Source organism: Pseudomonas sp. 51_B, assembly GCF_017491595.1.
Classification (GTDB): Bacteria; Pseudomonadota; Gammaproteobacteria; order Pseudomonadales; family Pseudomonadaceae; genus Aquipseudomonas; species Aquipseudomonas promysalinigenes.
This window is the reverse complement of the sequence record NZ_JAFGYW010000001.1, coordinates 426,148-451,292: the sequence shown is the minus strand read 5'-3', so window position 1 is coordinate 451,292 and position 25,145 is coordinate 426,148. Positions and strand designations below refer to the sequence as shown.

General features: G+C 60.2%; 25 protein-coding genes. 17 read left to right on the top strand and 8 right to left on the bottom strand.

The window, feature by feature from the left end:
* Nucleotides 1-90: 90 nt before the first annotated feature.
* From clpP to J5M56_RS02015, 5 genes are all read left to right on the top strand, one after another.
* Nucleotides 91-732 (top strand): ATP-dependent Clp endopeptidase proteolytic subunit ClpP, encoded by a 642-nt coding sequence (clpP, locus tag J5M56_RS02035; protein WP_009683825.1) that lies wholly within the window; start codon nt 91-93, stop codon nt 730-732.
* Between the two features lie 108 nt (nt 733-840).
* Nucleotides 841-2,124: an ATP-dependent Clp protease ATP-binding subunit ClpX gene (gene clpX, locus J5M56_RS02030; RefSeq protein ID WP_186476764.1), complete on the top strand. Its 1,284-nt coding sequence runs from the start codon at nt 841-843 to the stop codon at nt 2,122-2,124.
* Between the two features lie 165 nt (nt 2,125-2,289).
* On the top strand, nt 2,290-4,686 hold the full coding sequence (lon, locus tag J5M56_RS02025) for an endopeptidase La (RefSeq protein ID WP_060476763.1): 2,397 nt from the start codon (nt 2,290-2,292) through the stop codon (nt 4,684-4,686).
* A 152-nt stretch (nt 4,687-4,838) separates the two neighbouring features.
* On the top strand, nt 4,839-5,111 hold the full coding sequence (hupB, locus tag J5M56_RS02020; protein ID WP_060476764.1) for a nucleoid-associated protein HU-beta: 273 nt from the start codon (nt 4,839-4,841) through the stop codon (nt 5,109-5,111).
* A gap of 183 nt (nt 5,112-5,294) precedes the next feature.
* On the top strand, nt 5,295-7,166 hold the full coding sequence (locus J5M56_RS02015; RefSeq protein ID WP_207869359.1) for a SurA N-terminal domain-containing protein: 1,872 nt from the start codon (nt 5,295-5,297) through the stop codon (nt 7,164-7,166).
* A 95-nt stretch (nt 7,167-7,261) separates the two neighbouring features.
* Here J5M56_RS02015 and J5M56_RS02010 read toward each other — a convergent pair whose 3' ends face one another.
* A complete protein-coding gene (locus tag J5M56_RS02010; protein WP_060476766.1) occupies nt 7,262-8,302 on the bottom strand; it encodes a patatin-like phospholipase family protein in 1,041 nt (346 codons plus the stop codon).
* Between the two features lie 165 nt (nt 8,303-8,467).
* Here J5M56_RS02010 and J5M56_RS02005 point away from each other — a divergent pair, with 165 nt between their 5' ends.
* The 3 genes from J5M56_RS02005 (at nt 8,468) to J5M56_RS01995 (ending at nt 10,413) form a co-directional block, all read left to right on the top strand.
* On the top strand, nt 8,468-8,746 hold the full coding sequence (locus J5M56_RS02005) for a hypothetical protein (protein ID WP_060476767.1): 279 nt from the start codon (nt 8,468-8,470) through the stop codon (nt 8,744-8,746).
* A 14-nt stretch (nt 8,747-8,760) separates the two neighbouring features.
* Nucleotides 8,761-9,540 (top strand): CHAD domain-containing protein, encoded by a 780-nt coding sequence (locus J5M56_RS02000; protein ID WP_207869356.1) that lies wholly within the window; start codon nt 8,761-8,763, stop codon nt 9,538-9,540.
* Between the two features lie 75 nt (nt 9,541-9,615).
* Nucleotides 9,616-10,413 (top strand): thioesterase family protein, encoded by a 798-nt coding sequence (locus J5M56_RS01995; RefSeq protein ID WP_060476769.1) that lies wholly within the window; start codon nt 9,616-9,618, stop codon nt 10,411-10,413.
* Between the two features lie 3 nt (nt 10,414-10,416).
* On the opposite strand, the gene J5M56_RS01990 is transcribed toward J5M56_RS01995, so the two are convergent.
* The 3 genes from J5M56_RS01990 to J5M56_RS01980 all read right to left on the bottom strand — a co-directional run bounded on the left by J5M56_RS01990 (nt 10,417) and on the right by J5M56_RS01980 (nt 13,225).
* Nucleotides 10,417-10,785: an Mpo1-like protein gene (locus J5M56_RS01990; protein ID WP_060476770.1), complete on the bottom strand. Its 369-nt coding sequence runs from the start codon at nt 10,783-10,785 to the stop codon at nt 10,417-10,419.
* 75 nt (nt 10,786-10,860) lie between these two features.
* Nucleotides 10,861-12,339: a methyl-accepting chemotaxis protein gene (locus J5M56_RS01985; protein ID WP_207869354.1), complete on the bottom strand. Its 1,479-nt coding sequence runs from the start codon at nt 12,337-12,339 to the stop codon at nt 10,861-10,863.
* Between the two features lie 88 nt (nt 12,340-12,427).
* Nucleotides 12,428-13,225 (bottom strand): TatD family hydrolase, encoded by a 798-nt coding sequence (locus tag J5M56_RS01980; RefSeq protein WP_207869352.1) that lies wholly within the window; start codon nt 13,223-13,225, stop codon nt 12,428-12,430.
* A gap of 158 nt (nt 13,226-13,383) precedes the next feature.
* Here J5M56_RS01980 and J5M56_RS01975 point away from each other — a divergent pair, with 158 nt between their 5' ends.
* The 3 genes from J5M56_RS01975 (at nt 13,384) to greB (ending at nt 15,798) form a co-directional block, all read left to right on the top strand.
* Entirely contained in the window at nt 13,384-14,796 is a 1,413-nt protein-coding gene (locus J5M56_RS01975; RefSeq protein ID WP_186476769.1) for a transglycosylase SLT domain-containing protein, read from the top strand.
* A gap of 193 nt (nt 14,797-14,989) precedes the next feature.
* Complete coding sequence (locus J5M56_RS01970) at nt 14,990-15,298, top strand: hypothetical protein (RefSeq protein ID WP_207869349.1); 309 nt, start codon at nt 14,990-14,992, stop codon at nt 15,296-15,298.
* An 11-nt stretch (nt 15,299-15,309) separates the two neighbouring features.
* Nucleotides 15,310-15,798, top strand: coding sequence for a transcription elongation factor GreB (gene greB / locus J5M56_RS01965; protein ID WP_207869347.1), 489 nt, complete (start codon nt 15,310-15,312; stop codon nt 15,796-15,798).
* A gap of 51 nt (nt 15,799-15,849) precedes the next feature.
* Here the strand turns inward: greB and J5M56_RS01960 are convergent, their stop codons facing one another.
* Together J5M56_RS01960 and J5M56_RS01955 are read right to left on the bottom strand one after the other, a co-directional pair.
* A complete protein-coding gene (locus J5M56_RS01960; RefSeq protein WP_207869345.1) occupies nt 15,850-18,357 on the bottom strand; it encodes an FtsX-like permease family protein in 2,508 nt (835 codons plus the stop codon).
* A complete protein-coding gene (locus J5M56_RS01955; protein WP_207869343.1) occupies nt 18,357-19,040 on the bottom strand; it encodes an ABC transporter ATP-binding protein in 684 nt (227 codons plus the stop codon). The genes J5M56_RS01960 and J5M56_RS01955 overlap by 1 nt, the downstream gene beginning before the upstream one ends.
* Before the next feature lie 10 nt (nt 19,041-19,050).
* Here J5M56_RS01955 and J5M56_RS01950 point away from each other — a divergent pair, with 10 nt between their 5' ends.
* The 3 genes from J5M56_RS01950 (at nt 19,051) to J5M56_RS01940 (ending at nt 21,104) form a co-directional block, all read left to right on the top strand.
* Nucleotides 19,051-19,656: an arylesterase gene (locus J5M56_RS01950; RefSeq protein ID WP_060476778.1), complete on the top strand. Its 606-nt coding sequence runs from the start codon at nt 19,051-19,053 to the stop codon at nt 19,654-19,656.
* Nucleotides 19,657-19,714: 58 nt separating this feature from the next.
* Nucleotides 19,715-19,996, top strand: coding sequence for a hypothetical protein (locus J5M56_RS01945; protein WP_060476779.1), 282 nt, complete (start codon nt 19,715-19,717; stop codon nt 19,994-19,996).
* Nucleotides 19,997-20,126: 130 nt separating this feature from the next.
* Nucleotides 20,127-21,104: a L,D-transpeptidase family protein gene (locus J5M56_RS01940; RefSeq protein ID WP_207869341.1), complete on the top strand. Its 978-nt coding sequence runs from the start codon at nt 20,127-20,129 to the stop codon at nt 21,102-21,104.
* 127 nt (nt 21,105-21,231) lie between these two features.
* On the opposite strand, the gene J5M56_RS01935 is transcribed toward J5M56_RS01940, so the two are convergent.
* Nucleotides 21,232-21,483 (bottom strand): Lpp/OprI family alanine-zipper lipoprotein, encoded by a 252-nt coding sequence (locus tag J5M56_RS01935; protein WP_003250288.1) that lies wholly within the window; start codon nt 21,481-21,483, stop codon nt 21,232-21,234.
* 507 nt (nt 21,484-21,990) lie between these two features.
* Between J5M56_RS01935 and J5M56_RS01930 the strand changes: the two genes are divergently transcribed.
* Nucleotides 21,991-22,272, top strand: coding sequence for a GNAT family N-acetyltransferase (locus J5M56_RS01930; protein WP_027919638.1), 282 nt, complete (start codon nt 21,991-21,993; stop codon nt 22,270-22,272).
* Nucleotides 22,273-22,311: 39 nt separating this feature from the next.
* Here the strand turns inward: J5M56_RS01930 and J5M56_RS01925 are convergent, their stop codons facing one another.
* The gene (locus J5M56_RS01925) at nt 22,312-23,388 is read right to left on the bottom strand and encodes a 3-deoxy-7-phosphoheptulonate synthase (protein ID WP_060476781.1); all 1,077 of its coding nucleotides are present in this window, start codon (nt 23,386-23,388) and stop codon (nt 22,312-22,314) included.
* 201 nt (nt 23,389-23,589) lie between these two features.
* Between J5M56_RS01925 and J5M56_RS01920 the strand changes: the two genes are divergently transcribed.
* Together J5M56_RS01920 and J5M56_RS01915 are read left to right on the top strand one after the other, a co-directional pair.
* The gene (locus J5M56_RS01920; protein ID WP_186476807.1) at nt 23,590-24,537 is read left to right on the top strand and encodes a putative 2-dehydropantoate 2-reductase; all 948 of its coding nucleotides are present in this window, start codon (nt 23,590-23,592) and stop codon (nt 24,535-24,537) included.
* A gap of 103 nt (nt 24,538-24,640) precedes the next feature.
* The gene (locus J5M56_RS01915; protein WP_207869339.1) at nt 24,641-25,138 is read left to right on the top strand and encodes a universal stress protein; all 498 of its coding nucleotides are present in this window, start codon (nt 24,641-24,643) and stop codon (nt 25,136-25,138) included.
* Nucleotides 25,139-25,145: the final 7 nt, after the last annotated feature.

The following is a 25,145-nucleotide window of genomic DNA, read 5'->3' as shown; positions in this document are numbered from 1 at the left end:
AGGCTTCTCTCGTAGGAAACCCCCACAAGCCAGCCTTCGAGCTGGCTTGTGCGTTATCAAGCCATGACTATTTGGGAGTGAGCGCAGGACATGTCCCGCAATTCTTATATTCAGCAGAGCTCTGACATCCAGGCCGCAGGCGGCCTGGTCCCGATGGTTATCGAGCAGTCCGCCCGTGGCGAACGTGCCTATGACATCTACTCGCGCCTGTTGAAGGAGCGAGTGATCTTCCTGGTTGGCCCGGTAGAGGATTACATGGCCAACCTGGTGGTGGCGCAGATGCTGTTCCTCGAAGCGGAAAACCCTGACAAGGATATCCATCTTTACATCAACTCGCCGGGTGGTTCGGTGACTGCAGGCATGTCAATCTACGACACCATGCAATTCATCAAGCCAGACGTCTCGACCATCTGCATCGGCCAGGCCTGCAGCATGGGTGCATTCCTCTTGGCCGCAGGTGCCAAAGGCAAGCGTCACTGCCTGCCCAACTCGCGCGTGATGATTCACCAGCCGCTGGGCGGGTTCCAGGGCCAGGCCACCGATATCGAGATTCACGCCCAGGAAATCCTCAATATCAAGGCACGCCTGAACGAGCTGCTGGCCTATCACACTGGCCAGGATCTGGAGACCATCAAGCGTGATACCGAGCGTGACAATTTCATGAGCGCCTCGCGCGCGGCCGAGTACGGCTTGATCGACTCGGTTTACGACAAGCGGCAGCTGGCGTCCTGATCCCAGGCGCCAGAGCAGGTGGGTGCATAGAGCGCCCACCTGCGGACTTGAAAAAGCCCGCAATTGCCTTCATCTTGTGTTGCAAGCCTACCGGATTGGATCGATCGAATGACTGACACCCGTAACGGCGAGGACAGCGGCAAATTGCTTTATTGCTCCTTCTGCGGCAAAAGCCAGCACGAAGTGCGCAAACTGATTGCCGGGCCCTCGGTATTTATCTGCGACGAGTGCGTCGACCTGTGCAACGACATCATCCGTGAGGAGGTGCAGGAAGCCCAGGCCGAGAGCAGCGCGCACAAATTGCCTTCGCCGAAAGAAATCAGCGGTATCCTCGACCAGTATGTGATTGGTCAGGAACGCGCTAAGAAGGTGCTGTCGGTAGCGGTGTACAACCACTACAAGCGCCTGAACCAGCGTGACAAAAAGGGCGACGAAGTCGAACTTGGCAAGAGCAACATCCTGCTGATCGGGCCTACCGGCTCGGGCAAGACCCTGCTCGCCGAAACCCTTGCACGCCTGTTGAACGTACCGTTCACCATTGCCGACGCCACCACCCTGACCGAAGCCGGTTATGTGGGTGAGGACGTTGAGAACATTATTCAGAAACTGCTGCAAAAGTGCGACTACGACGTAGAAAAAGCCCAAATGGGCATCGTCTACATCGACGAGATCGACAAGATCTCGCGCAAGTCGGACAACCCGTCCATCACCCGTGACGTCTCGGGTGAGGGCGTGCAGCAGGCGCTGCTGAAGCTGATCGAAGGCACTGTCGCTTCGGTTCCGCCTCAGGGCGGCCGCAAGCATCCGCAACAGGAATTTTTGCAAGTTGATACTCGCAACATCCTGTTCATCTGCGGTGGCGCCTTCTCTGGCCTGGAAAAGGTTATTCAGAATCGCTCCACCAAAGGTGGTATCGGTTTTGGCGCCGAAGTACGCAGCAAGGAAGAGGGCAAGAAAGTCGGTGAATCGCTGCGCGAAGTCGAGCCGGACGACCTAGTCAAGTTTGGCCTTATCCCCGAGTTCGTCGGCCGCCTGCCGGTGCTGGCGACCCTCGACGAGTTGGATGAGGCGGCACTGATGCAGATCCTGACCGAGCCGAAGAACGCACTGACCAAGCAGTATGCCAAGCTGTTCGAGATGGAGAGCGTGGACCTCGAGTTCCGCACCGACGCGCTTAAGGCCGTCGCGCGCAGGGCTCTGGAGCGTAAAACTGGCGCTCGTGGCCTGCGTTCGATCCTCGAAGGCGTGTTGCTCGACACCATGTACGAAATTCCTTCGCAGAAGGATGTCAGCAAGGTAGTGATCGACGAGAGCGTCATCGAAGGCACCTCCCAACCGCTGATGATCTACGAGAGCAGCGAGCCGCAAGCCAAGGCCGCACCGGACGCCTGAGTCCAGGTCAACGCCGTGTGCTGGCAGCAAACGTGAAAGGGGCCTACGGGCCCCTTTCTGCTTTTCCTGCCCTAGCGCTTGTAATTTCCCAAGCCTGCCCCCACATTAGGTCCAAGCATCATTTCCACCGGTTTCCGGCCATAAGGCCGCTGTAGAGGCGAAATCATGAAGACCACCCTCGACTTGCCTCTTTTGCCATTGCGCGATGTTGTCGTCTATCCGCACATGGTTATCCCACTGTTCGTGGGGCGTGAGAAGTCTATCGAAGCCCTCGAAGCCGCGATGACGGGCGAAAAACAGATACTGCTGTTGGCCCAGAAGAACCCGGCTGATGACGATCCAGGCGAAGACGCTCTGTATCGAGTCGGTACCGTCGCGACCGTATTGCAACTGCTCAAACTGCCCGATGGTACCGTCAAGGTGCTGGTCGAAGGCGAGCAGCGCGGTACAGTTGAGCGGTTCAACGAGGTAGAAGGGCACATTCGTGCCGAAGTTTCCCTGATCGATGAAGCCGATGCCGCCGAGCGCGAGTCGGAAGTCTTCGTGCGCACGTTGCTGTCGCAGTTCGAGCAATACGTGCAACTGGGCAAGAAAGTCCCAGCAGAAGTGCTGTCGTCGCTCAATAGCATCGAAGAGCCTGGTCGTCTGGTCGACACCATGGCTGCGCACATGGCGCTCAAGATCGAGCAGAAGCAGGAAATTCTCGAGATTGTCGACCTGCCGACCCGTGTCGAGCATGTGTTGGCTCTGCTGGATGCCGAAATTGATCTGTTGCAGGTCGAAAAACGCATCCGTGGCCGGGTCAAGAAACAAATGGAGCGCAGCCAGCGCGAGTACTATCTGAATGAGCAGATGAAGGCCATTCAGAAGGAGCTTGGCGATGGCGATGAAGGCCACAACGAAGTCGAAGAGCTGAAAAAGCGCATCGAATCCGCAGGCTTGCCCAAGGATGCCTTGGCCAAGGCCCAGGCCGAGCTCAACAAGCTCAAGCAGATGTCTCCGATGTCGGCCGAGGCGACCGTCGTCCGGTCGTACCTGGACTGGCTCGTTCAGGTGCCTTGGAAGGCCCAAAGCAAGGTGCGCCTTGACTTGAGCAAGGCCGAAGAGATCCTCGACGCCGACCACTACGGCCTGGAAGAGGTCAAGGAACGTATCCTCGAATACCTCGCCGTGCAAAAGCGAGTGAAGAAGATTCGCGGTCCTGTGTTGTGCCTGGTCGGCCCGCCCGGTGTCGGTAAGACATCGCTGGCCGAGTCGATCGCTGCCGCAACCAATCGCAAGTTCGTGCGCATGGCCTTGGGTGGCGTGCGGGACGAGGCCGAAATTCGTGGCCACCGGCGAACTTACATCGGCTCCATGCCTGGCCGTCTGATTCAGAAGATGACCAAAGTGGGCGTACGCAACCCGCTGTTCCTGCTCGACGAGATCGACAAAATGGGCAGCGACATGCGTGGCGACCCGGCATCGGCGCTGCTGGAAGTGCTTGACCCCGAGCAGAACCACAACTTCAACGACCACTATCTGGAAGTCGATTACGACCTCTCGGACGTGATGTTCCTGTGCACCTCCAACTCGATGAACATCCCGCCGGCGCTGCTCGACCGTATGGAAATCATCCGCCTGCCGGGCTACACGGAGGATGAGAAGATCAACATCGCGGTCAAGTACCTGACGCCCAAGCAAGTCAAGGCCAATGGTCTGAAGGCCGAAGAGCTGAGCATCGACGTCTCGGCAATTCGCGACATCATCCGTTACTACACCCGCGAAGCCGGTGTGCGGGGCCTTGAACGTCAGATCGCCAAGGTCTGCCGCAAAGTGGTCAAGGAACATACCGGGCAGAAGCAGGTCAAGGTCAAGGTGACCAGCGATCAGCTCGAGCACTTGCTCGGCGTGCGCAAGTTCCGCTATGGCCTGGCTGAGCAGCAGGACCAGATTGGCCAGGTTACCGGCCTTGCCTGGACGCAGGTGGGTGGCGAACTGCTGACCATCGAGTCGGTAGTGATTCCAGGCAAGGGCCAGTTGATCAAAACTGGCTCACTGGGCGATGTGATGGTCGAATCGATCACCGCCGCGCAGACCGTCGTGCGTAGCCGTGCCCGCAGCCTGGGGATTGCTGCGGACTTTCACGAGAAGCATGACGTGCACATTCACATGCCTGAAGGTGCTACGCCCAAGGATGGCCCGAGCGCAGGCATCGGGATGTGCACCGCTCTGGTTTCTGCACTGACGCAAATTCCTGTGCGTGCCGACGTGGCCATGACCGGTGAGATCACCCTGCGTGGTCAGGTACTGGCCATTGGCGGGTTGAAGGAAAAACTGCTGGCTGCTCACCGCGGCGGGATCAAGACGGTGATCATTCCCGAGGAGAACGTTCGCGATCTGAAGGAAATTCCGGAAAATATCAAACAGGATCTTCAGATCAAACCGGTCAAATGGATTGACGAAGTCCTGCAAATTGCGCTGCAATACGCCCCGGAGCCCTTGCCAGATGTGGCTCCGGAGATTGTCGCCAAAGATGACAAGCGCGACGGCGATGCGAAGGAAAGAATCAGCACGCATTAGTAGTTTTTAACGGGGGGGCTTTCCTTGACAGTATTTTCGGGGCCTTGCTATAAAGCGGCACGCTATTGTCAACAGGCCACCCAGCGCACGTTTCATAAGCTTTTCAATACATACTTAGAAACATACTCAATAGAGACATAAGGGGACTTCGAGTGAACAAGTCGGAACTGATTGACGCTATCGCTGCATCGGCAGACATTTCCAAAGCCGCCGCCGGCAAAGCGCTGGACGCTGTGATCGACTCCGTGACTGGCGCCCTGAAAGACGGCGACGACGTCGTTCTGGTTGGCTTCGGTACCTTCTCGGTCAAAGAGCGTGCTGCGCGCACCGGCCGTAACCCGCAAACCGGTAAGGCTATCGAGATCGCCGCTGCCAAGGTTCCAGGCTTCAAGGCAGGCAAGGGCCTGAAAGACGCCGTCAACTAAGTCGTCTCTTTCAGCCGGGCCCGGCTTGGCCAGGTCCGATCACGCTGATGGCGGGTCGCAAACGTTCCCGCCTGACACGTTTGCTAAGAAAAGGCGCATCCTCGGATGCGCCTTTCTTTTATCAGGATTCTACCCACGCTCCGCGGTTGTCGTCGCAGTGGTACAGCCGTTTCTGGGGGACGCATGCTGCAAAATATCAGGGACAATTCACAAGGTTGGATTGCCAAAACCATCATCGGCCTGATCGTCGTATTGATGGCGTTGACCGGCTTCGAAGCCATTTTCAAAGCCGCCACCCACAGCCAGGATGCGGCCAAGGTGAACGGCTCAACCATCAGCCAGAACGAGCTGAGCCAGGCCACTGACATGCAGCGCCGCCAGCTGATGCAACAGCTGGGCAAAGACTTTGACCCAGCACTGCTGGACGATAAGCTGCTGCGCGACTCGGCCCTCAAGGGCCTCATCGATCGCAAACTGCTGCTGCAGGGTGCCGAAGACGCCAAGTTCGCCTTCTCGGATGCCGCGCTTGATCAAGTCATCCTGCAGACACCGGAATTCCAAGTTGATGGCAAGTTCAGTGCCGATCGCTTCGACCAGGTCATCCGCCAGATGGGCTATGGCCGTATGCAGTTCCGCGAAATGCTCGGTGAAGAGATGTTGATCGGCCAGCTGCGCACCGGTATTGCCGGTAGCAGCTTCGTCACTGATCAGCAGGTCGATGCCTTCGCCCGCCTGGAGAACCAGACCCGGGACTTCGCCTCCCTGACCTTCAAGGCCAACCCGGCCGCGGTCAAGGTCAGCGACGAAGAAGTCAAGGCGCACTACGACCAGCACGCCAAAGAGTTCATGACGCCAGATCAGGTCGTGATCGACTACGTCGAGCTGAAGAAGTCGGCGTTCTTCGACCAGGTCAAAGTCACCGACGAAGAGCTCAAGGCGCAGTACGAGAAGGAAATCGCCAACCTCGCCGAGCAGCGCCGTGCCGCGCATATCCTCATCGAGGTCAACGACAAGGTCAGCGATGCCCAGGCCAAAGCCCGCGCCGATGAAATCGAGCAACGCCTGGCCAAGGGCGAAGACTTCGCCAAGCTGGCCAAGGAGTTCTCCCAGGACCCTGGCTCCGCCAGTAATGGTGGCGACCTTGGCTTTGCCGGCCCAGGGGTGTACGACCCGGCGTTCGAGGACGCGCTGTACAAGCTCAAAGACGGCCAGGTATCGGCTCCGGTGCGAACCGAGTTTGGGTATCACCTGATCAAGCTCCTTGGCAAGCAGGCGCCAGAGGTGCCGAGCTTCGCCAGCCTCAAGGACAAACTGACTCGCGACCTGAAGACACCGCTGGTCGAGCAGCGCTACGTCGATGCCAGCAAGCAGCTGCAGGATGCTGCGTACGAGGCGTCCGACCTGGCCCAGCCTGCCCAGGACCTTAATCTGAAGGTACACACCTCGGCCCCGTTCGGTCGTGAAGGCGGCGAGGGCATCACTGCCAACCGTGGCGTGATCCAGGCAGCGTTCTCCGAGGAGGTCATGGATGAAGGTGCCAACAGCACCGCCATCGAGCTCGACCCGGAAACCACCGTGGTGCTGCGGGTCAAAGAGCACCGCAAGCCAGAGCAGCTACCGCTGGACGCTGTGGCCAAGAACATTCGCGAGCATCTGGCCAAGGAGAAGGCAACTGCCGAACTCAAGGCCAAGGCCGACAAGCTGATTGCAGGTCTGCGCGACGGTTCGATCACCGCCGCCGGTGCCCACGATGGCGAGCAGTGGAAAACCTACGAGGCAGTCACCCGCAGCCAGGACGGTATCGATCCGGCCGAGCTGCAGGCACTGTTCCGCCTGGCCAAGCCGCAGGCCAAGGATAAGCCGGTGTACGGCAATGTGGTCCTGGCCGACGGTAGCCTGGTGGTGTTGCAGCTCAAAGGCGTGAACGAGGGCGCTGCCGCCAGCGATGACGAGAAGCAGCAGATCCGCCGTTACCTCGCATCCCGTGCTGGCCAGCAGGACTTCGCGGCCTACCGCAAGCAGCTCGAAAGCGCTGCCGACATCACCCGCTACTGAGTGGTGTTTGCATCATGAAACAGGCCGCATCGAGCGGCCTGTTTCATTGGTGCAAGAAGAGGTTCAGTCACGCATAGACCAACGCCGCCTAGCCGCTAGCGTTTCTGGCCTTCGTAGTTATCCAGCGTGTCCCGCGCGATCTCCCGCCCCAGAGCGATCAATTCCGGCGCTTTGTAGAACTCGAAGAAACGGCATACCCGTTTCGGCACGTTGATCAGCACGTCTGGCGGGTAACCGGCGATCTTGTACTGCGCCAGTGACGTCTGCATCACTTCGAAACTCTGGTTGATCAGGTCAAGCAACGACGCAGGTCCGACGTTGTCGATGATGAACGATCCGGTCGCCGACTTGGGTGCACCTTCGCGCTCCGGCGCCGCAGCAGGCTGCTGTGCTTGCGGGGCGCCGCTATCGGCAAGCCACGGGTTGGGCGGTGCCAGCCCTTCGGCGACGATTTCCTTCTCGATGCGGATCAGTTCTTCGGCAGGTTTGCGGCGAAACGGCAGGCGTGACCCTAATGAACTGAGCAGCGCATCGAAGCGCATCTTGAACGCTGGCGGCCGCTCGATCACCGGCAATTGGTACTGCTTCTGGTTGGTGGCGTTGAGGTTGACCGCAATGATCAGGTCGCAGTGGCTGGAGACCACCGGCACGATTGGCAGGGGGTTGAGGATGCCGCCGTCGACCAGCATGCGGTTACCCTGCATCACTGGGGTAAACAGGCTGGGAATCGCCGCCGAAGCCCGCATGGCCTGATGCAGGCAACCTTCCTGGAACCAGATTTCCTGTTGGTTGGTCAGGTCGGCTGCTACGGCCGTGTAGGGAATGCGCAGCTGCTCGATGTTGATGTCGCCGACGATTTTGCGGATTTGCCCGAATACCTTGTCCCCGCGGATGGCCCCGAGGCGGAAGCTGACATCGACAAGGCGCAGCACGTCCAGGTAGTCCAGGCTTTCGATCCAGTTACGGTATTCGTCGAGTTTGCCAGCGGCGTAGATCCCACCAATGACTGCGCCCATCGAGCAGCCGGCGATGCAGGCGATGTCGTAGCCACGCCGTTCGATTTCTTCGATAACGCCAATGTGGGCATAACCACGAGCGCCCCCCGATCCCAGTACCAACGCCACGCGTTTGCTCATGAGCTTTCCCCAGCTTGTGCAAGCATGGTCCTACAATGCACTGATCGCCGTCTATGCATCAATCCACTGTGCGCTGAACTACGCTACACAGAGCATAGCGAGCCGGGCACTTTTCAGTTGCACAGGCGTCGAAAAACCACTCTTTTGATCTTCGAGGTTATACCGATGAAAGCCTGGATCTGCCTTCCTCTGATCGCCCTGGCCCTGGCGGGCTGCGCAGGTAAGACGGCCTACCGTGACAGCTGCGCGACCCAACTCGATGCCGCATGGAAGGAACTGGACCTGGCCAAGGCAGAGGGCTTTGCCGGTGCGGTGAGCTATTCCAAGGCGCTGTCATTGCTGACTGGGGCCAAGACCCAGCAACAATTCGAGGGCTATGAAAACTGCACCAACAAAGCCGAAAAGGCGCGGTTCTATATTCGTGAGTCGCGCGCCGGGCGCTGATCAGGGAGCGCTCTATGTCCGCCATGCTCGATCATGTCATTGCTCAGGTGCTGGCCTTGCAGGTGCGTTTGCTGGCCTGTCGTGAGCGTCTGGCTGCCGATACCGACAGCGAGGCGCTGCATGACCTGCGCACCACGCTGCGACGCCTGCGCAGTCTGTTGCGGCCCCTGCGGGGGCTGCCAGGCGTAGAGCAGCTGGAGGCGGCGGCCAAATCGCTGGGTGAATTGACCACACCGCTGCGCGATCGCGAAGTGTTGGCTGCCGAGCTTGGCCGGCGCGGCTTTGCCCAGGCAGGGCAACGTCGCCTGGAAGGCCGCTCTGTAACGTTTGCCAACGTGGCTGCCAGCGCGCAGTTGACTCGGGTGCTGGCGATCATCGATGCGTTTCCGTTGTTTCTGCGTGCGGCAGATCGCGAAGGGTTGGCCAAGTCGCTGGAGAAACGTATCGACAAGCGCTTGGTCAGGCAATGGCGCAAGCTGCTCAAGGCGCTGCGCGACCCAGAGCACGATCGCCATCGGGTACGGCTGCTGATCAAGCGCGCGCGCTATGGCGATGAGGCTTATCCGCAGCTCAATCACGCCGGTAAGCCACTTCGGCGCCTGTTGAAGAAGGCCCAGGGCGACCTTGGCGACTGGCATGACCGCTTGCAATGGCTGTTGCAGGCCAATGAGCACGCTGATTTGGCGCCGTGCGCCAGTGACTGGGAGCAAGAGTTGCACGAGGCTGAGCGCAGGGCCGATGTGACGCTGGGCGCCCTGCAATCGGCGCTCAAGCGCTTTAAGCCCGGCAAATGACCGATATACGGGCTGATTGGTCGAAGTTTGCTGGCTAGTATTGGCGGACCATACGCAATAGCCAGGAGCCGGCCGATGAACTTCAATCAACTGCTCGATGCGGTGCGGGACACCTCCGATGCGCTCAGTATTGCGCCTGAATGGGCCCAGGGGCGTGCCGTGTTCGGTGGTCTGATGGCAGCGTTGGTGTACGAGCGCATGCGCGTGATGATCACCGATGGGCGCCCAGTGCGCTCGTTGGCCATCAGTTTCGTCGGCCCAGCGGCCCCCGACGTGCCCATTCGTTTCGAGGTCGAGGTGCTGCGCGAGGGTAAGGCGGTTAGTACGCTGCTGGGCCGTGCAGTGCAGAACGGCCAGGTTGTGACGCTGGTGCAGGGCAATTTCGGTGCTGGCCGGGCTTCGGTAGTCGACGTACCTGCTGCACCTGCCATTGCAATGAAGCCACTGGAAGAGTCGGCCCCAGAGCTGCCCTATATCAAGGGTGTAACCCCAGAATTCATGCGCCATCTAGCCTTGCGCTGGGCGATTGGCGGCTTGCCGTTCAGTGGCAACGCCTCACGGCAAATGGGCGGTTGGGTACGCTTGCGCGATGTGCCCCCAGAACAGATCAACGAAGCGCATTTGCTGGCTTTGGTCGATGCTTGGCCACCGAGTGTTTTGCCACTGTTGAAGCAACCGGCTGCGGGTAGCACTTTGACGTGGACCATAGAGTTCATCCAACCGACACCTGAGCTTTCCACACTTGACTGGTGTCGTTACCACGTTGAAACCGAGCATGCGCGCGATGGCTATGGGCATGCCGCGGCATCCCTTTGGACAGCCCAAGGCCAATTGCTGGCCTTGAGCCGCCAGACAGTCACGGTATTTGCCTGACCTTCAACGCCTGTGCTTGTGCCGCTCCCGCCAAGCCTTCCACCAAGCGCCGCTAAGCACGAAACGTGGGAATGTAATGAACTGCTCGGTGAGTAACCGCTGCACCGCATCTTTACGGTTGGCGAACGGCTCGGGTTGTTCGGTTTCCAGGCGGTGCCCGTGGCGCTGCAGCCCCAAGCCCGCGATGAGAGCGATGACCCCGACGGCGATTTGCCCCAGGTCGAGAGCGAACAGGCCGGACAGCACAAGCAGCGCACCCAGTATGAACAGCGGCACGGCAATCAAGTGCAAGACCAGGTTGGCCGGGTGCCGGTGATTGTGATGGTAGCCACGCCATTGCCAGGCGTGCAGATTGGGGAGTCGTTTGCTCATGGGCAGTTCCTCACGGTCATGCCCAAAGCTTAGTGCGACCCAGCAAGCGGGGCCAATCGAAGCTGGCTATGGCGACTATAGCTTCAGCTGGCCGATGGCCCTGTTCAGTTCACTGGCCAGGGTCGCTAACTCGGTGCTGGTGGTTGCCGAGTCCACCGTCTGCTGCACGGTGTCTTCGGTCACGTCACGGATGCTCACCACCGCGCGGTTCATTTCCTCGGCCACTTGGCTTTGCTGCTCGGCGGCGACGGCAATCTGCGTGTTGCTTTCGCGCATCTGTGCCACCGCGCTGGTGATCTCGGCCAGCGCAGCACCGGCCTCCTGCGCCTGGCGAACACAGTCGTCGGCCTTGTATGAGCTCTCCTGCATGAACTCCACCGCGTCGCGGGTGCCAGCTTGAAGGTCGGTGACCATAAGGGTGATTTCATCCGTGGACGTTTGCACACGCTTGGCCAGGTTGCGCACCTCGTCGGCAACCACGGCAAAGCCCCGGCCCAGGTCACCTGCCCGGGCGGCTTCGATAGCAGCATTGAGGGCCAGTAGGTTGGTCTGTTCGGCGATACTGTGAATGACGCCGACCACGCTGTTGATCTTCTGGCTGTCGTCGGCAAGCTGGCGGATCATTTCGGCGGTTTGCTGGACTCCGCTGGAGAGCCCGGAGATCGAATCCTGTACCCGGCTCACCACTTCCTTGCCGCCACCGGCTAGGGTGTCGGCTGTCTGCGACAAATCGCGCGTAGCGCCTGCATGCTGGGCAATATGGTGTACGGTGGCCGACATTTCGTTGATCGCCGTGGCGGCCTGGTCGGTTTCGCTCTGCTGGCCCAGCATGCCGTGGCGCACCTCACTCATGCTCGCGGCCAGGCGAGCAGCGCCGGAGTCCAACTGGGCGGCGGTGTGGGCGACGGTGCTGACCACGCGGTGGTAAGTGCATTGCATGGCGTTGAACGCGCCTGCCATCTGGCCCACCTCATCGCCGCTGGCCAGTGGCACACGGGCTGACAGATCTCCGGTTTTTTCAACGTGTAGCATCACGTCCTTGAGCGTGTTGAGCTGACTGAGCAGGAAACGGATCAACAACTGCGAGGCGGCAAGCATCGCCAGCATCAAAATGAGCACGCAGATCGCGTAGTTGCTGAAACGCTCGAGAAACACTTGGCGCAGGCTGGGTGCTGCGGCCAGCACGGCCAGTTGCTGGTCGCCACGGCGCAGCACCTGAGCGCCGCGCACTGGGTTGTCGCCGAGCACCCAAGCTGCCGGCAATGTTACCCAGCCTTGACCATTGGCCAGTGGTTGGAGGGGTTCGCCGCCATAGGTAGGCGTTTGGCCTGGTTGCCAGGAGATCATGTTGGCCAGGGGGGGCAGGGATTGACCGGCAGGCCAGGCGGCCAGCAATTGCGCTTGCGCTTGCGCCTGAGCCTGGGCAGCGTCGGCGCGTGAGCGCTGCTCCAGGTGCACGGCATACAGTACCAGCAACAAGGTGGTAACGAAGGCCACTGCGTTGACGGCCCAGAATTTGTATTTCAGGGAAATATTGCTAAGCCAGGCACCCATGGGTAGGTCTTCTCTGAGTTGAGCGGGAACAATATTGGCAAGGTGCCAGTATTGTGCCCGTCAACATCGGATCAGGTCATGACCTGCATCAAGGAAGCTTGAAGAAAGCTTTGGCCGTCGCGCTGGTGTGGCTGGCGCAGTGTTCCAGGCTCTCGTTGCGATGCAACGCCACCTCTCGTAACACCTCTGGCAGGAACGCCGGCTCGTTGCGACCGTTTTTCGGTTTAGGCCGCAGGCTGCGTGGCAACAGGTAAGGTGCATCGCTTTCCAGCATCAGGCGCCCTTGGGCAATGTTGCCCACCAATGCATGCAGGTGAGTGCCGCGGCGCTCGTCACAGATCCAACCGGTGATGCCGATGTGCAGGTCCATGTCCAAGTAAGCGAACAACGCCTCACGTTCGCCAGTAAAGCAGTGCACCACTGCAGCGGGCAGATGGTCCCGATAATCCTTGAGAATGGCCAGCAGGCGGTCGCTGGCATCACGCTCGTGCAGAAATACTGGCAAGCGCAGTTCGGCCGCTAGCGCCAACTGGGCTTCTAGAGCCTTTTCCTGCAGAGGGCGGGGAGAGAAATCACGATTGAAATCCAGCCCGCATTCGCCGACGGCACGCACGCGTGCCTCCCCTAAAAGCTGGCGTAATCGGCGCTCGCTGTTGCCGTCCCAGGACTGGGCGTCGTGCGGATGTACCCCGGCGGTGGCGAACAAGTGCTGGGCGTCGCCGTCAAGCTCCTGGCAAAGCTGCAGCGCCTGCTCGCTGACCTGCAGGCTGGTGCCAGTGAGCACCATCTGCATCACGCCGGCTTCGATGGCGCGCTCGACGACGGCCGCCTGCTGGTCGTGGAAACTGCTGTTGGTCAGGTTGACGCCGATATCGATCAATTGCATGGTGCTACCTCGTGCCGCGGGGCGGCCAGCATAGCAAAAAGCATGATATTCGGTAAAAAACTCAGAACTTCAGGCATTTGCGAGGGTCTTTTACGGTCATTTCTTATGATTACGTATCCCACCATGGCTATCGCCCATCGACCTCGGACAAGATCTGCATGTTGCGCTCGCTGCTGATCCTGCTGCTGATGCTAGGGCTTGGGTTGACCACTGCAGGCCCGGTCTACGCGCGGCTCCCAGGGCCGCAGCAGAGCGTGCCGGTTAACCCGGCCCGTGACCTGCAGCAGATTCGTGCCACTAAGGTGTTGCGGGTGCTCGTCAACCAGAGCCGCAACAGTTCTGGGGAGGTCAAGGGCGAGCCGGTGGGTATCGAGTATTACCGTCTACGCGGGTTGGAGCATTTTCTCAATGCTCGGGCCGGTGATGGCCAGCAGATCCGCTTGAAAATCATCCCGCGAGCCAAGGAACAACTGCTAGGAGCCCTGCAGCGCGGCGAGGGCGACCTGGCTGCACCTGGCGAATTGCTCGACCCTGCAGTGACAGGCGGGGTGAACCGCAGTGCGCCCGTGGTCGATCAAGTGCCGCTGCTGCTGGTCGGGCGCAAGGGCCAGCGCAGCTACACTCGCGCCGAGCAGTTGTCCGGGCGTACTGTGGCGTTGACCAGTGCCAGCGCTGCAGGTGCGGTGATTCAGCAGCTCAATCAACAACTGGCGCTGCGGAAACGGGCGCCGATCAGGATTGAGTGGGTCGATTCCACATTGGCGGTGGAAGATGTTCTGGAAATGGTCCAGGCCGGTATCTATCCCCTGACCGTAGTGGAGGGCCCGATCGCCCGGCGGTGGGCCAGAGTCATGCCAAAGCTGCGCCTGGATAACCGGGTGCAGTTGGGCCAGGCGCAAGCCATGCGCTGGTATGTGCGGCGTGATGCGACGATGCTGCTGGCTACAGTGGACCGTTTTCTTCAGGGCTATCGTGCTCCGGAAAACCAGGATGCCGCCTTCGAGCGGATCTACCGGCGCCAATACCGCGTTCATAACCCCTTGGCGCACAAAGACCGTCAACGGCTCAGTGCACTGCGTCCGGTGCTGCAGAAGCACGGCCAGGCCCAGCAAATCGACTGGCTGAACTTGGCCGCGCTCGCCTTCAAGGAATCCACGCTCAACCCAGCAGCGCGTGGCAGCGGTGGGGCGCATGGGTTGATGCAGATCACCCCGTCGGCGGCGCAACGGGTGGGAGTCAGCAACACAGGCACGGTGGATGGCAATGTCCAGGCCAGTGCTCGCTACCTGGCGTTGATCCGCAGAAAGTTCTTCTCCAGCCCGCACATCAACGAACGCGAGCGCATGGCGTTCGTACTGGCAGCCTACAATCTTGGCCCGGAGCGGGTTCAGGCCATGCGTGCCGAAGCTCGCAAACGGGGCCTCAATGGCAACCAGTGGTTTTTCCAGACCGAGCGCATCGCCATGGAGCAGGTGGGCATGGGACCGGTCAACTTCGTCAATAGTGTCAACAAGTATTTCCTGGCGTTTAACCGCGAACGTAGAGCGCTTGAGCGCGTGGTCAGCCGCTGACAGGTCTGTTCTGTTTCACCATGGGGCTTGCAGCCGGCGGCTAGTCGCTCTAGCATACCGCCTGCGCCGATTTAAACAGCTACTTGCGGGGCGCAGGATCGGCCCCCGGCTCTTCCGAAATACCGCTAAAGCGCTGGTTCGGTGACGCCTCCCACCGCTGCCCAGCGGGATTTGCGAGGCGGAGAGAATCTCCATGAGTTGCCCACGTACCAGTGTCTGTCTGAGCCCTTTGCCTGCCCATCAGGCTACTCGTACACCGCGCATTCTGCTCGGTGGCCAGCATCAGCCCACCCTTCTGCGCCATCTGGAAGGCTTGTCTCGTCGTAAAGGGCAAGCCCGGGCGTTTCTGATTCAGTTCACCGATGATGCGTGCCGGCTTGAGCAGTTCGGCAGTGACCGCTTCGATCTCGCTGTGATCCAAGCGCCCGCCCGCGAAGAGGCCGCCCATATTATTGGCCAGCTGACTCGCATTGCCCGCCAAGGACTGATCACCCGACGCTGAGGAGCGCGCCGTTGAGCACCAATATCATCACTACAGAAGGCCACGCGGCCCTGAAACAGGAGCTGGATCATCTGTGGCGGGTGTATCGGCCTGAAATCACCCAGAAGGTCGCATGGGCTGCATCGTTGGGGGATCGCAGCGAGAACGCCGACTACCAGTACAACAAGAAGCTGCTGCGCGAGATCGATCGTCGGGTCCGTTATCTGCGCAAGCGGCTGGAAGATGTCAAGGTTGTCGCTTACTCGCCTGAGCAGGAGGGCAAGGTATTTTTCGGCGCCTGGGTCGAGATCGAGAATGATGATGGCGAGGCCATGAGTTTTCGTATCGTGGGGTACGACGAGATTTATGGTCGCAACGACTATATTTCGATCGACTCGCCCATGGCCCGCGCGTTGCTCAAGAAGGAGGAGGGCGATGAGGTGGTAGTGAATACGCCGACCGGCCCAGCCACGTGGTATGTCAATAACATCCGCTATCGGCAATCAGTTCAGTCCTCATGAGCGCGCCTGAGGCCAGGGCGTGCGCCTCAGGTTTGCAGCAGTCTAGAGTTTTCAAGTTTCACGCAGCACTGCCAGGGGGCTGGCATTGAGCGCCCTGCGTGTTCCAAGCGTGCCTGCTCCGCCCACCAATATTGCCCCAAGCAATGGCAGCGCCAGCAGCCACAGGTGCGGGCTCCATTGCAGGTCGAACGCATAACGGTACAGCACCAGCGTGATCAGTTCGCAGCCGAGCGCCGCTAACGTGCCACTGGCGGCACCCAGCACGCCGAACTCAATGCGCCGAGCCCTGACCAGTAACGGCCGCGAAGCCCCCAAGGCGCGGAGTAGGGCGCCCTGGCGAATCCGCTCATCCAGGGTTGCCTGCAAACCCGCGAACAGGACTGCAAGCCCTGCTGCGAGCACGAACAGCAATACATATTCGACGGCCAGGGTCACCTGGGCCAAGATGCTGCGCAGCTGCTCCAGAAGGGCGTCGACTTGCAGTATGGTCACGGCCGGGAAGGCCCGGGACAGTGCGACAACGTCCAGATCATGGCCGGCGGCCAGGTAGAAGCTGGTCAGGTAAGTAGTGGGCAGGCCCTGCAGGGTGCCAGGCTGGAAAATCATGTAGAAGTTTGGCTGAAAGCTGTCCCAATGGACGCTACGAAGGCTAGTGACCCGTGCCAGGCGTTGTTCGCCGCCTATATCGAAGGTCAGCAGGTCGTCCAGTTTCAGCTTGAGGCTGTTGGCCAGCTCGGCCTCGACCGATACCCCAGGGATTTCATCACCCACCGGCAGTGCTCCCCACCAGTTGCCCGCGCTCAAGCTATTGCCTGCGGGCAGGTCGGCCGCCCAAGTCAGGCTGAGATCGCGTTGTACCGCCCGCTCGCCCGCGGACTCCTTGCTGACGATCTGTTGCACGGGTTGATCGTTGATCAGAATGAGCCTGCCTGGCGTCACCGGATACAGCGGCGCCGAACTGGCGTTGACCTCACGCAGGTGTTGGGCGAAGGGTTCACGGTCGGCGGGCAGGATATTCAGGGCAAAGTAATTGGGCGCGTCTTTGGGCAACTGCGCCTGCCAGGTGTCGAGCAGTTCTGCCCGCAGCAGCGCAACGAGCGCCATGGCCAGCAGGATCAGGCCAAAGGCCAGAGCTTGCCCGGCGGCTGCGGTGGGGTGGCGTAGCAACTGGCCTAAGCCCAGACGCCAGGTCAGCGGTGCTCCGCCAAGCGCCCTGCGCAGGCTTCGCAAGCCAAGCAAGAGCAGGCCCCCAAGCAGCAACGCCGCGATCAGACCGCCCCCTAGCAGGGCGAAGGTTAGCAGCAGATCAAGGCTAAGACGCCACATGATCAACCCCAAGGCGAGCAGCGCTGCACCATACACTAACCAACTGCTGGGTGGGACCGGGAGCAGGTCACGGCGCAGTACCCGCAGAGGTGGCACCTGCCCGAGCGCCGCCAGTGGCGGTAAGGCAAAACCGGCCAGGGCTACAAGGCCGGTGGCGATGCCCGCCACGGCCGGAAGTGCGCCCCCTGCTGGCACTACGCTGGGCAGCAGGCCGTGCAACAGGCGGAATAAGCCCAGTTGCGCAAGCCAGCCCAGGACAGCACCGGCTAATGCGGCTATCAGGCCAAGAATCGCCAACTGCAGGCAATACAGCCCCAGTGCCTGATGCCGCGACAGCCCCAAGCAGCGCAACAAGGCGCTGGCGTCCAGGCGGCGCGCTGCATAGCGGCTGGCTGAAAGCGCCACTGCAACGCCCGCCAGCAGCACGGCAACCAGGCTGGCCATGTTCAGGTACCGCTCGGCCTTGCCCAAAGCTCCGCCGATTTGCCGGTTGCCGTCGCGTGTGTCGAGCAAGCGCTGGCTGGCCGCCAGGTTTGGCTCCACCACCTGGCGGTATTGCGCAAGCGCTTGTGCATCACCGCGCCAGAGTTCGCGATAGGTAACCCGGCTGCCAGGCTGAATAACCCCAGTGGCCTGCAAGTCTGCCAGGTTCATCATCAGCCGCGGCGTGAGGCTGTAGAAGTTGTTGGCACGATCCGGTTCGTAGGTCAGGACCCGGCTGATGCTTAAAGTTTTCATACCGACGTCAATGCTGTCGCCGATCTTGAGCCCCAGCGCCGCCAGCAGACGTGGCTCGACCCAGGCTTCACCGGGTGCTGGGCCGCCGCCTGCTGACTCCTCGGCGTATGGGGCGCCAGCGCTGCGCAGCTGGCCGCGCAGTGGATAGGCGCCGTCGGCTGCCTTGATACTCGAAAGCTGAATACCGGCATCGCCACCTACCACACTGGTGAATTCCACGACCTGGGCGTGGCGCAAGCCCAATGCCTGCCCAGCGCTGAGCTGCACGTCATTGGCAGGAGCACTGCCTTGCAGTACCAGGTCGGCGCCAAGAAACTCGCTGGCGCGCAATTGCATCGCGCCATTGAGGCGAGCGCCGAAATAGCCGATGGCGGTACTGGCGGCGACTGCTACCACCAGGGCGAAAAACAGCACCCGGACCTCGCTGGCGCGGACGTCGCGCAACAGCTGGCGAAAGGCCAGGCCACACAGACGGGGTAAGGGCATATGCTTCATCAGGCCTCCACCGGCGTTACCAAGTGGCCCGCCTCCAGGCGTATCTGGCGTCGGCAACGCCTGGCCAGGCGCTCGTCATGGGTGACCAGTACCAGTGTGGTGCCGCGTTCCTTGTTCAATTCGAACAATAGATCGCTGATGCGCTCTCCCGTATGGCTGTCGAGGTTGCCCGTGGGCTCGTCGGCGAACAGCACGGCCGGTTGTGCTGCAAACGCACGGGCGATGGCGACCCGTTGCTGTTCGCCGCCGGAAAGTTGCCGTGGAGTGTGGGTCAGGCGCTGACCAAGGCCCACCCGCTCCAGCAAGGTGCGCGCGTGGTCGCGGGCATCGCGCCGGCCGTCAAGCTCCAAGGGCAGCATCACATTCTCCAAAGCGTTGAGGCTGTCTAGCAATTGGAACGACTGGAAAACGAAGCCTACATGCTCGGCCCGCACCCTGGCGCGCTGGTCCTCGTCCAGGGGGCCGAGGTCTTGCCCAGCCAGGATCACCTGCCCGGCACTGGGCCGGTCCAGGCCGGCCAGCAGGCCGAGCAAAGTCGATTTGCCCGAACCCGAGGCGCCGACAATGGCCAGGCTGTCACCCTTGGCAAGGGTCAGGGACAAGGCATGCAGAATGGTCAGATCACCTTCCGCGCTGGGTACCACTTTGCTAAGGTTCTGAGCAACGAGAATACTGGGGCCCATGGAGAATCCAATGCGAATGTGGTGGTTGAGTGCCGGCTTGGCTCTGTATTGCCTGGGCCAAAGCGCGGCGGCGGGAACATTGCTGGTCGTCGGCGACAGTATAAGCGCCGGCGCTGGCCTGGATATCCGCCAGGGTTGGGTCTCTTTGTTGCAGACCCGGCTCAAGGCTGAAGGTTTCGACGATCAGGTGATCAATGCCTCGATCAGTGGCGACACCAGCGCAGGTGGTCAGGCGCGGCTGCCGGCGCTGCTTGCAGCCCACAAGCCTAACCTCGTGGTGCTAGAGCTGGGTGGCAACGATGGCTTGCGTGGGCAGCCTCCAGAGCAATTGCAACAAAATCTTGCCTCAATGATCGAAAGTGCCCGTCAGGCGGGTGCCAAGGTGGTGTTGCTGGGTATGCGCCTGCCCCCAAACTACGGCGTGCGTTACAACACCGCGTTTGCCAACGTGTATCAGCAACTGGCAACGCAAGAGCAGGTGGCCCTGGTGCCATTCTTCCTCGAAGGGGTGGGCGGTGTGCCGGGCATGATGCAGGCAGACGGCATCCATCCGGCGCAAGTGGCCCAGCAGCGCTTGCTGGAAAATGCCTGGCCGGTGATAAAACCCTTGCTGTGACGCTTTAAACGGGGGCGGCTTTCGGCTAATGTTGCGCCCCCTGTTTCGAGAGCCCCCGATGCCGCGTCCTGCCTGGTCCCTGTTCGCCTATCAACTGATCGAGCCAGATGAGCAGCTTGACCTGTTCGCTTGCCAGGAAGTTCGTGTTCACCTCGTGGCTCGTCAGCTCGAGCTTGGAGTGCCGGTCGACCGCACCTTGTGCGGTGGCTTGCTTCCTGCCCAACCACGGTGGTCTGGGGTGCCTCGCAGCATTTACCGTGACGGGCGTCTTTGCGATCTTTGCCGGGCCATCCTCGATGCCCAGCGCCGTGGCATGCGGCCGGTGTGGCCAGAGTTGTGAGTTGAACGGCTAGGCGTCACTGACCACACCTTTCATCATTCGAAACGCTTGCAAGGCGCCAGCGCCTCCCGCTTGCAGCGAGGCGGGTGTACAATCGTGCCTCTTGATTACCTTTCGAAGGATTTACCGGATGTTGCCGCGCTTTCCCGCCGTCACCCGTTGCCTGTCCCTGGCCGCCCTGCTGGTAGCGGTCCCCGCTGTTGCGCTGGAACTGCCACTGCCACCACCGGGTGAAGACGTCGTTGGCCAAGTCCAGACCATCAAGGCCAAGTACGAGGATACATTTGCGGACATCGGGACCGCCAACGACCTTGGCTACCTCGAGATGATCGCCGCCAATCCGGGTGTCGACCCATGGCTGCCTGGCGCAGGCACCGAGATCATTCTGCCTACCCGCTTCATCCTGCCGCCTGGGCCGCGTGAAGGCATCGTCATCAATCTGGCCGAGTATCGTATGTACTACTTCCCGAAAGGGCAGAACGTGGTGCATACCTATCCGCTGGGTATCGGTCGCGAAGGCTGGGGCTCGCCAATCGCGTTGACCAAGATCATCGCAAAGACTCCGAATCCGACCTGGACGCCTCCGGCCTCGATTCGTGCCGAGCATGCCGCTGATGGCGACATTCTGCCCACCGTGGTGCCTGCCGGCCCTGACAACCCGCTAGGGCCCTTCAAGTTCACCCTAGGTGTACCGGGCTACCTGATCCATGGTTCGAACAAGAAGTTTGGTATCGGCATGCGTACCAGCCATGGCTGCTTCCGCATGTTCAACAATAACGTACTGGAACTGTCGAAAATGGTGCCGGTGGGTACGCCAGTGCGCATTATCAACGAGCCCTACAAGTTCGGCATCAGTGCCGGCAAGGTTTATCTCGAAGCGCACACGCCATTGGATGATAAGGGCAACCCATCTGTGGTCGACAAGCACACGGCCGTTATCAATGCCTTGCTCAAGCGTGAAGACTTGGCCAACAACCTGCGTATGAATTGGGACATGGTGCGTGACGTGGTTGCCGCAGAAGATGGCATGCCAGTGGAAATTGCCGTTCCGGTCAACAATCAGGGTGGGGCGCCTATGGTCTCGAGCATCCCTCCTGAGTTGCAGTGATACGCTCTACGTTCGCGACCCGTTCAGGTGTAAGGCCTGGTCGGGTCTTTAGGTTTCTTGCTGGCGATCAGGCAACAAAAAAGCCGACCCACAAGTGGGTCGGCTTCTGAACAATCCGTAAGGATTATTACTTGCGGCTGGCTTTGTCCAGCATACGCAGAGCGCGCTCGTTGGCTTCGTCAGCGGTCTGCTGAGCCTTCTGAGCGGCAGCCATAGCGTCGTCAGCCTTACGGTAGGCTTCGTCAGCACGGGCTTGGGCGCGAGCTGCTGCGTCTTCAGTCGCAGTCAGACGAGCTTCGGTTTCTTTGGATACGCTGCTGCAACCGGTAGCCAGAACTGCGGCCAGAGCCAGAGCAGAGAATTTCAGAACGTTGTTCATCGTGTTCCCCTTCAAGGACTTTCTATTAAATAGCCATCTCTCGGAAAAGAGAAACTGGCCGGCGTACATAGTACCCATTACTTGTAGTAAGTAAACTGACCGAACGCAAGAACAGCAAAAAAAATGTTGCCTAGGGTGACGCCGTCAAGGTTTTCGAGCTGATTGTGAAAAAAACCTATCGGGGCTGCAACCGGCTGTAGAGATGGAACTTTTTTGTTGAACTAGTGGTGACTTACAGTGTCACCAGGCGTCTTAAGCAGAACATCATCCGGCAGCTATTGCGGGTTCTGTTACGCGGAGGTTCAGAGCAAACCTCTGCTACTTTTAAAGCGAACCACCTTGAGCATTTGCGCTTATGGTGCCTACTATTTGGAGTGGCCAGCTCGGACGAACCATTAGTAAATGCGTCGGGTCAAAGGCCCTAGAGGGTGGCGCTGAGGTTCCTCCGCCGGACAAGCCAACGCGGTTAAGGTTAAGGTCTGCCAGAAAGGCCTGCGAGGAGTAGTGATGAGTGAAACGTTGACCATCCACCATGACCAGGCCGGTCATCAGTTCGAAACCAATGTGGACGGTCATCGTGCCTACCTGACGTACATGGACCTAGGCAAGCAGACGCTGGATATCTACCGCACATTCGTGCCCAATGCCTTGCGCGGTCGGGGTATTGCAGCTGCGCTGACCGAGAAGGCTCTCGAGTACGCCGACCAGATGGGTTACACGGTGATCCCTTCCTGCTCATACGTTGAGCGTTACATGGAACGTCAGCAGCGCCATTCGAGCAAGGCATGACACAACGAAAAAGCGGGGCCATGTCTGGCCCCGCTTTTTTTAGCCGCGGTTGCGCTGAGGAAGCACATCCTTGAGCTTGGCGCGCATGCTGCGCAGGGTCTTTTCAGTGGCTGCCCAATCGATGCACGCATCGGTTACCGACACACCGTACTGCAGTTCGTCGAGGTTTTTCGGGATCGACTGGCAGCCCCAGTTCAGATGGCTCTCGACCATCAGGCCGATGATCGACTGGTTGCCTTCGAGAATCTGATTGGCGACGTTTTCCATCACCAGCGGCTGCAGAGCCGGGTCCTTGTTGGAGTTGGCGTGGCTGCAGTCGACCATGATGTTGGCCTTGATCTTGGCCTTGGCCAAATCCTGTTCGCAGAGGGCGACGCTGACCGAGTCGTAGTTTGGTTTGCCATTACCGCCGCGCAGTACCACATGGCCATACGGATTGCCCTTGGTGGTGACGATAGAGACGCCACCTTCCTGGTTGATGCCAAGGAAACGGTGCGGCTTGGACACCGACTGCAGGGCGTTGATGGCGACTGTCAGGCCACCATCGGTACCGTTTTTGAAACCGACGGCCGAGGACAGCCCGGAGGCCATTTCGCGGTGAGTCTGCGATTCTGTGGTGCGAGCGCCGATAGCCGACCAGCTGATCAGGTCCTGCAGATACTGCGGGGAGATGGGGTCGAGCGCTTCCGTTGCGGTCGGCAGGCCCATTTCGGCTAGGTCCAGCAGCAGCTGGCGGCCGATATGCAACCCGTCCTGGATCTTGAACGAGTCATCCAGGTAAGGGTCGTTGATCAGGCCCTTCCAGCCCACAGTGGTGCGCGGCTTTTCAAAATACACCCGCATGACCAGGTACAGCGTATCGGACAGCTCCTCGGCCAACACCTTCAGGCGCTCGGCGTATTCATGGGCGGCCTTGATGTCATGGATGGAGCAGGGGCCGACCACCACAAACAGGCGATGGTCCTTGCCGTCGAGTATGTTGCGCACCACTTCGCGGCCCGCAGTCACGGTCTGCAAAGCCTTGGCGCTGAGGGGGATTTCCTTCTTGAGCTGATCGGGGGTGATCAAGGTCTCGTTGGAGGCAACGTTAAGGTCGTCGATCGGTAAATCAGCCATCGTGTTACTCGTCAGGTCACGGGTGCCGGCCGCCAGCAATCCCCGTGCGGCCCAGCAGCAATAATGTTCGCAGCGGGGAGCCGAACCTTAGCGCGTTACAGAGGGCGCGACAATGGGATTTGGCAGGGCAAGCCGTGCTTGTGTGTGCCAGGCGACCTGAGAAGGTGTAAAAAAGCGCATCAACCCGTCCTGGAGAATCACATGGCTGCTCGCAACCTTCGTATCGGTATCATTGGCAGCGGTGCCATTGGTGGCTTCTATGGTCTGATGCTTGCCCGTGCCGGGTTCGATGTGCATTTCTTGTTGCGCAGCGAATATGAGGTGGTGCGCGAGCAGGGCCTCAAGCTCGAACACGCCGAGCTTGGCAGCTTGCACATGCCAGTCAAGGCCTATGCTCGCGCTGCCGACATGCCACCCTGTGATTGGCTGTTGGTCGGTGCCAAGGCTACCAGTGGTGCCGGGCTCGCGGCGCTGATCGAACAGGCAGCCGCTGCCGATGCCAGGGTGGTGGTGCTGCAGAATGGCTTGGGAGTTGAAGACCTATTGAGGGCCAGCCTGCCTGGCAATTTGCACTTATTGGGTGGCCTATGTTTCATCTGCGTCAATCGCCAAGCCCCGGGGATTATTCGTCACCAGGCGTTGGGTGCTGTCAACCTTGGTTATCACAGCGGGCCGGCCAATGATGGCGGCGCGGCGATAGTCGAAGCCGGCGCCGGGCTGTTCCGGGCGGCGGGCATCGATTCTCAGGCCATGGCTGACCTGGGCCAAGCACGTTGGCAAAAGCTGGTATGGAACGTGCCCTATAACGGCCTTTCGGTGTTGCTCGGCGCCAGCACTCAGCAGCTGATGGCCGATGCCGACAGTCGCGAATTGATCAAGTCATTGATGGCTGAAGTGGTGCAGGGGGCGGCGGCGTGCGGGTATGAGCTTCCAGAAGGTTATGCCGAGCAATTGCTGCTGATGACCGAGCGGATGCCCGATTACTGGCCGAGCATGTACCACGATCATGTTCAGCGCCGCCCGCTGGAGCTGGATGCAATCTATGCCGAGCCTTTGGCTCGCGCGCAGGCGGCTGGGTGCAGCCTTGCGCGCATTCAGATGCTTCACCGGGCCCTGACCTTCATCGATCGGGCCAATCGTTCGTGCTGATGCGCAGCAGGCCGCAGCGCCACCACGCAGGATGGCAGAGCGCAGGGCCGGGGCGCTGCTAAGCTGAATCTTGCTCTGCCGCAACGGCAGTCGAGGAGGTCGAATGATCCGCTCCATGCTGTACGCCACTGACCTCGGTGTCTACGCCCCTTTTGTCATGCAGCACGCCCTGACCTTGGCTCGCGCCTTCGGTGCAGAGCTTTATGTGATTCACGCGGTGGAGCCCATGGGCCAGTTCGCCGAATCCTTGCTGCAAAGCTACCTTGATGAACAGACGCTCGATGCATTGCACAGCGAGGGTGTCAACACGGTGATGGCTAACATCGAACAGCGGGTCCTTGAAAACTTTCGTGACGAATTGGGCGAGGACGCAGATTTGGCGTTGATCAAGACAGTGCGCGTGCGTCAGGGTGACCCGGCGCAGGTCATTCTCGAGCAGGCGCAGCGACTGAGCGTCGATTTGCTGATCTTCGGCAGCCACAGTGCCGGGGCCGGTGTGGATGTGCCGATCGGTCGCACGGCGGTGCGCCTGCTCCAGTTATCACCAGTACCGGCCTACATGGTGCCGTTATCCCAACACCTTGGGCGTAGGAAATTGTGAAGCAAAC

Coding starts and splice junctions, on each gene's coding strand:
- J5M56_RS02010 (WP_060476766.1), bottom strand. CDS start 8,302: ATGAGCAAACGCGTGGCGTTGGTACTGGGATCGGGGGGCGCTCGTGGT.
- J5M56_RS02005 (WP_060476767.1), top strand. CDS start 8,468: ATGAAAGCCTGGATCTGCCTTCCTCTGATCGCCCTGGCCCTGGCGGGC.
- J5M56_RS01935 (WP_003250288.1), bottom strand. CDS start 21,483: ATGAACAACGTTCTGAAATTCTCTGCTCTGGCTCTGGCCGCAGTTCTG.
- J5M56_RS02000 (WP_207869356.1), top strand. CDS start 8,761: ATGTCCGCCATGCTCGATCATGTCATTGCTCAGGTGCTGGCCTTGCAG.
- J5M56_RS01945 (WP_060476779.1), top strand. CDS start 19,715: ATGCCGCGTCCTGCCTGGTCCCTGTTCGCCTATCAACTGATCGAGCCA.
- J5M56_RS01950 (WP_060476778.1), top strand. CDS start 19,051: ATGCGAATGTGGTGGTTGAGTGCCGGCTTGGCTCTGTATTGCCTGGGC.
- J5M56_RS01940 (WP_207869341.1), top strand. CDS start 20,127: ATGTTGCCGCGCTTTCCCGCCGTCACCCGTTGCCTGTCCCTGGCCGCC.
- J5M56_RS01955 (WP_207869343.1), bottom strand. CDS start 19,040: ATGGGCCCCAGTATTCTCGTTGCTCAGAACCTTAGCAAAGTGGTACCC.
- J5M56_RS01975 (WP_186476769.1), top strand. CDS start 13,384: ATGTTGCGCTCGCTGCTGATCCTGCTGCTGATGCTAGGGCTTGGGTTG.
- J5M56_RS01960 (WP_207869345.1), bottom strand. CDS start 18,357: ATGAAGCATATGCCCTTACCCCGTCTGTGTGGCCTGGCCTTTCGCCAG.
- J5M56_RS01915 (WP_207869339.1), top strand. CDS start 24,641: ATGATCCGCTCCATGCTGTACGCCACTGACCTCGGTGTCTACGCCCCT.
- lon (WP_060476763.1), top strand. CDS start 2,290: ATGAAGACCACCCTCGACTTGCCTCTTTTGCCATTGCGCGATGTTGTC.
- J5M56_RS01995 (WP_060476769.1), top strand. CDS start 9,616: ATGAACTTCAATCAACTGCTCGATGCGGTGCGGGACACCTCCGATGCG.
- J5M56_RS01970 (WP_207869349.1), top strand. CDS start 14,990: ATGAGTTGCCCACGTACCAGTGTCTGTCTGAGCCCTTTGCCTGCCCAT.
- clpP (WP_009683825.1), top strand. CDS start 91: ATGTCCCGCAATTCTTATATTCAGCAGAGCTCTGACATCCAGGCCGCA.
- J5M56_RS02015 (WP_207869359.1), top strand. CDS start 5,295: ATGCTGCAAAATATCAGGGACAATTCACAAGGTTGGATTGCCAAAACC.
- J5M56_RS01990 (WP_060476770.1), bottom strand. CDS start 10,785: ATGAGCAAACGACTCCCCAATCTGCACGCCTGGCAATGGCGTGGCTAC.
- J5M56_RS01925 (WP_060476781.1), bottom strand. CDS start 23,388: ATGGCTGATTTACCGATCGACGACCTTAACGTTGCCTCCAACGAGACC.
- clpX (WP_186476764.1), top strand. CDS start 841: ATGACTGACACCCGTAACGGCGAGGACAGCGGCAAATTGCTTTATTGC.
- J5M56_RS01980 (WP_207869352.1), bottom strand. CDS start 13,225: ATGCAATTGATCGATATCGGCGTCAACCTGACCAACAGCAGTTTCCAC.
- J5M56_RS01930 (WP_027919638.1), top strand. CDS start 21,991: ATGAGTGAAACGTTGACCATCCACCATGACCAGGCCGGTCATCAGTTC.
- J5M56_RS01985 (WP_207869354.1), bottom strand. CDS start 12,339: ATGGGTGCCTGGCTTAGCAATATTTCCCTGAAATACAAATTCTGGGCC.
- J5M56_RS01920 (WP_186476807.1), top strand. CDS start 23,590: ATGGCTGCTCGCAACCTTCGTATCGGTATCATTGGCAGCGGTGCCATT.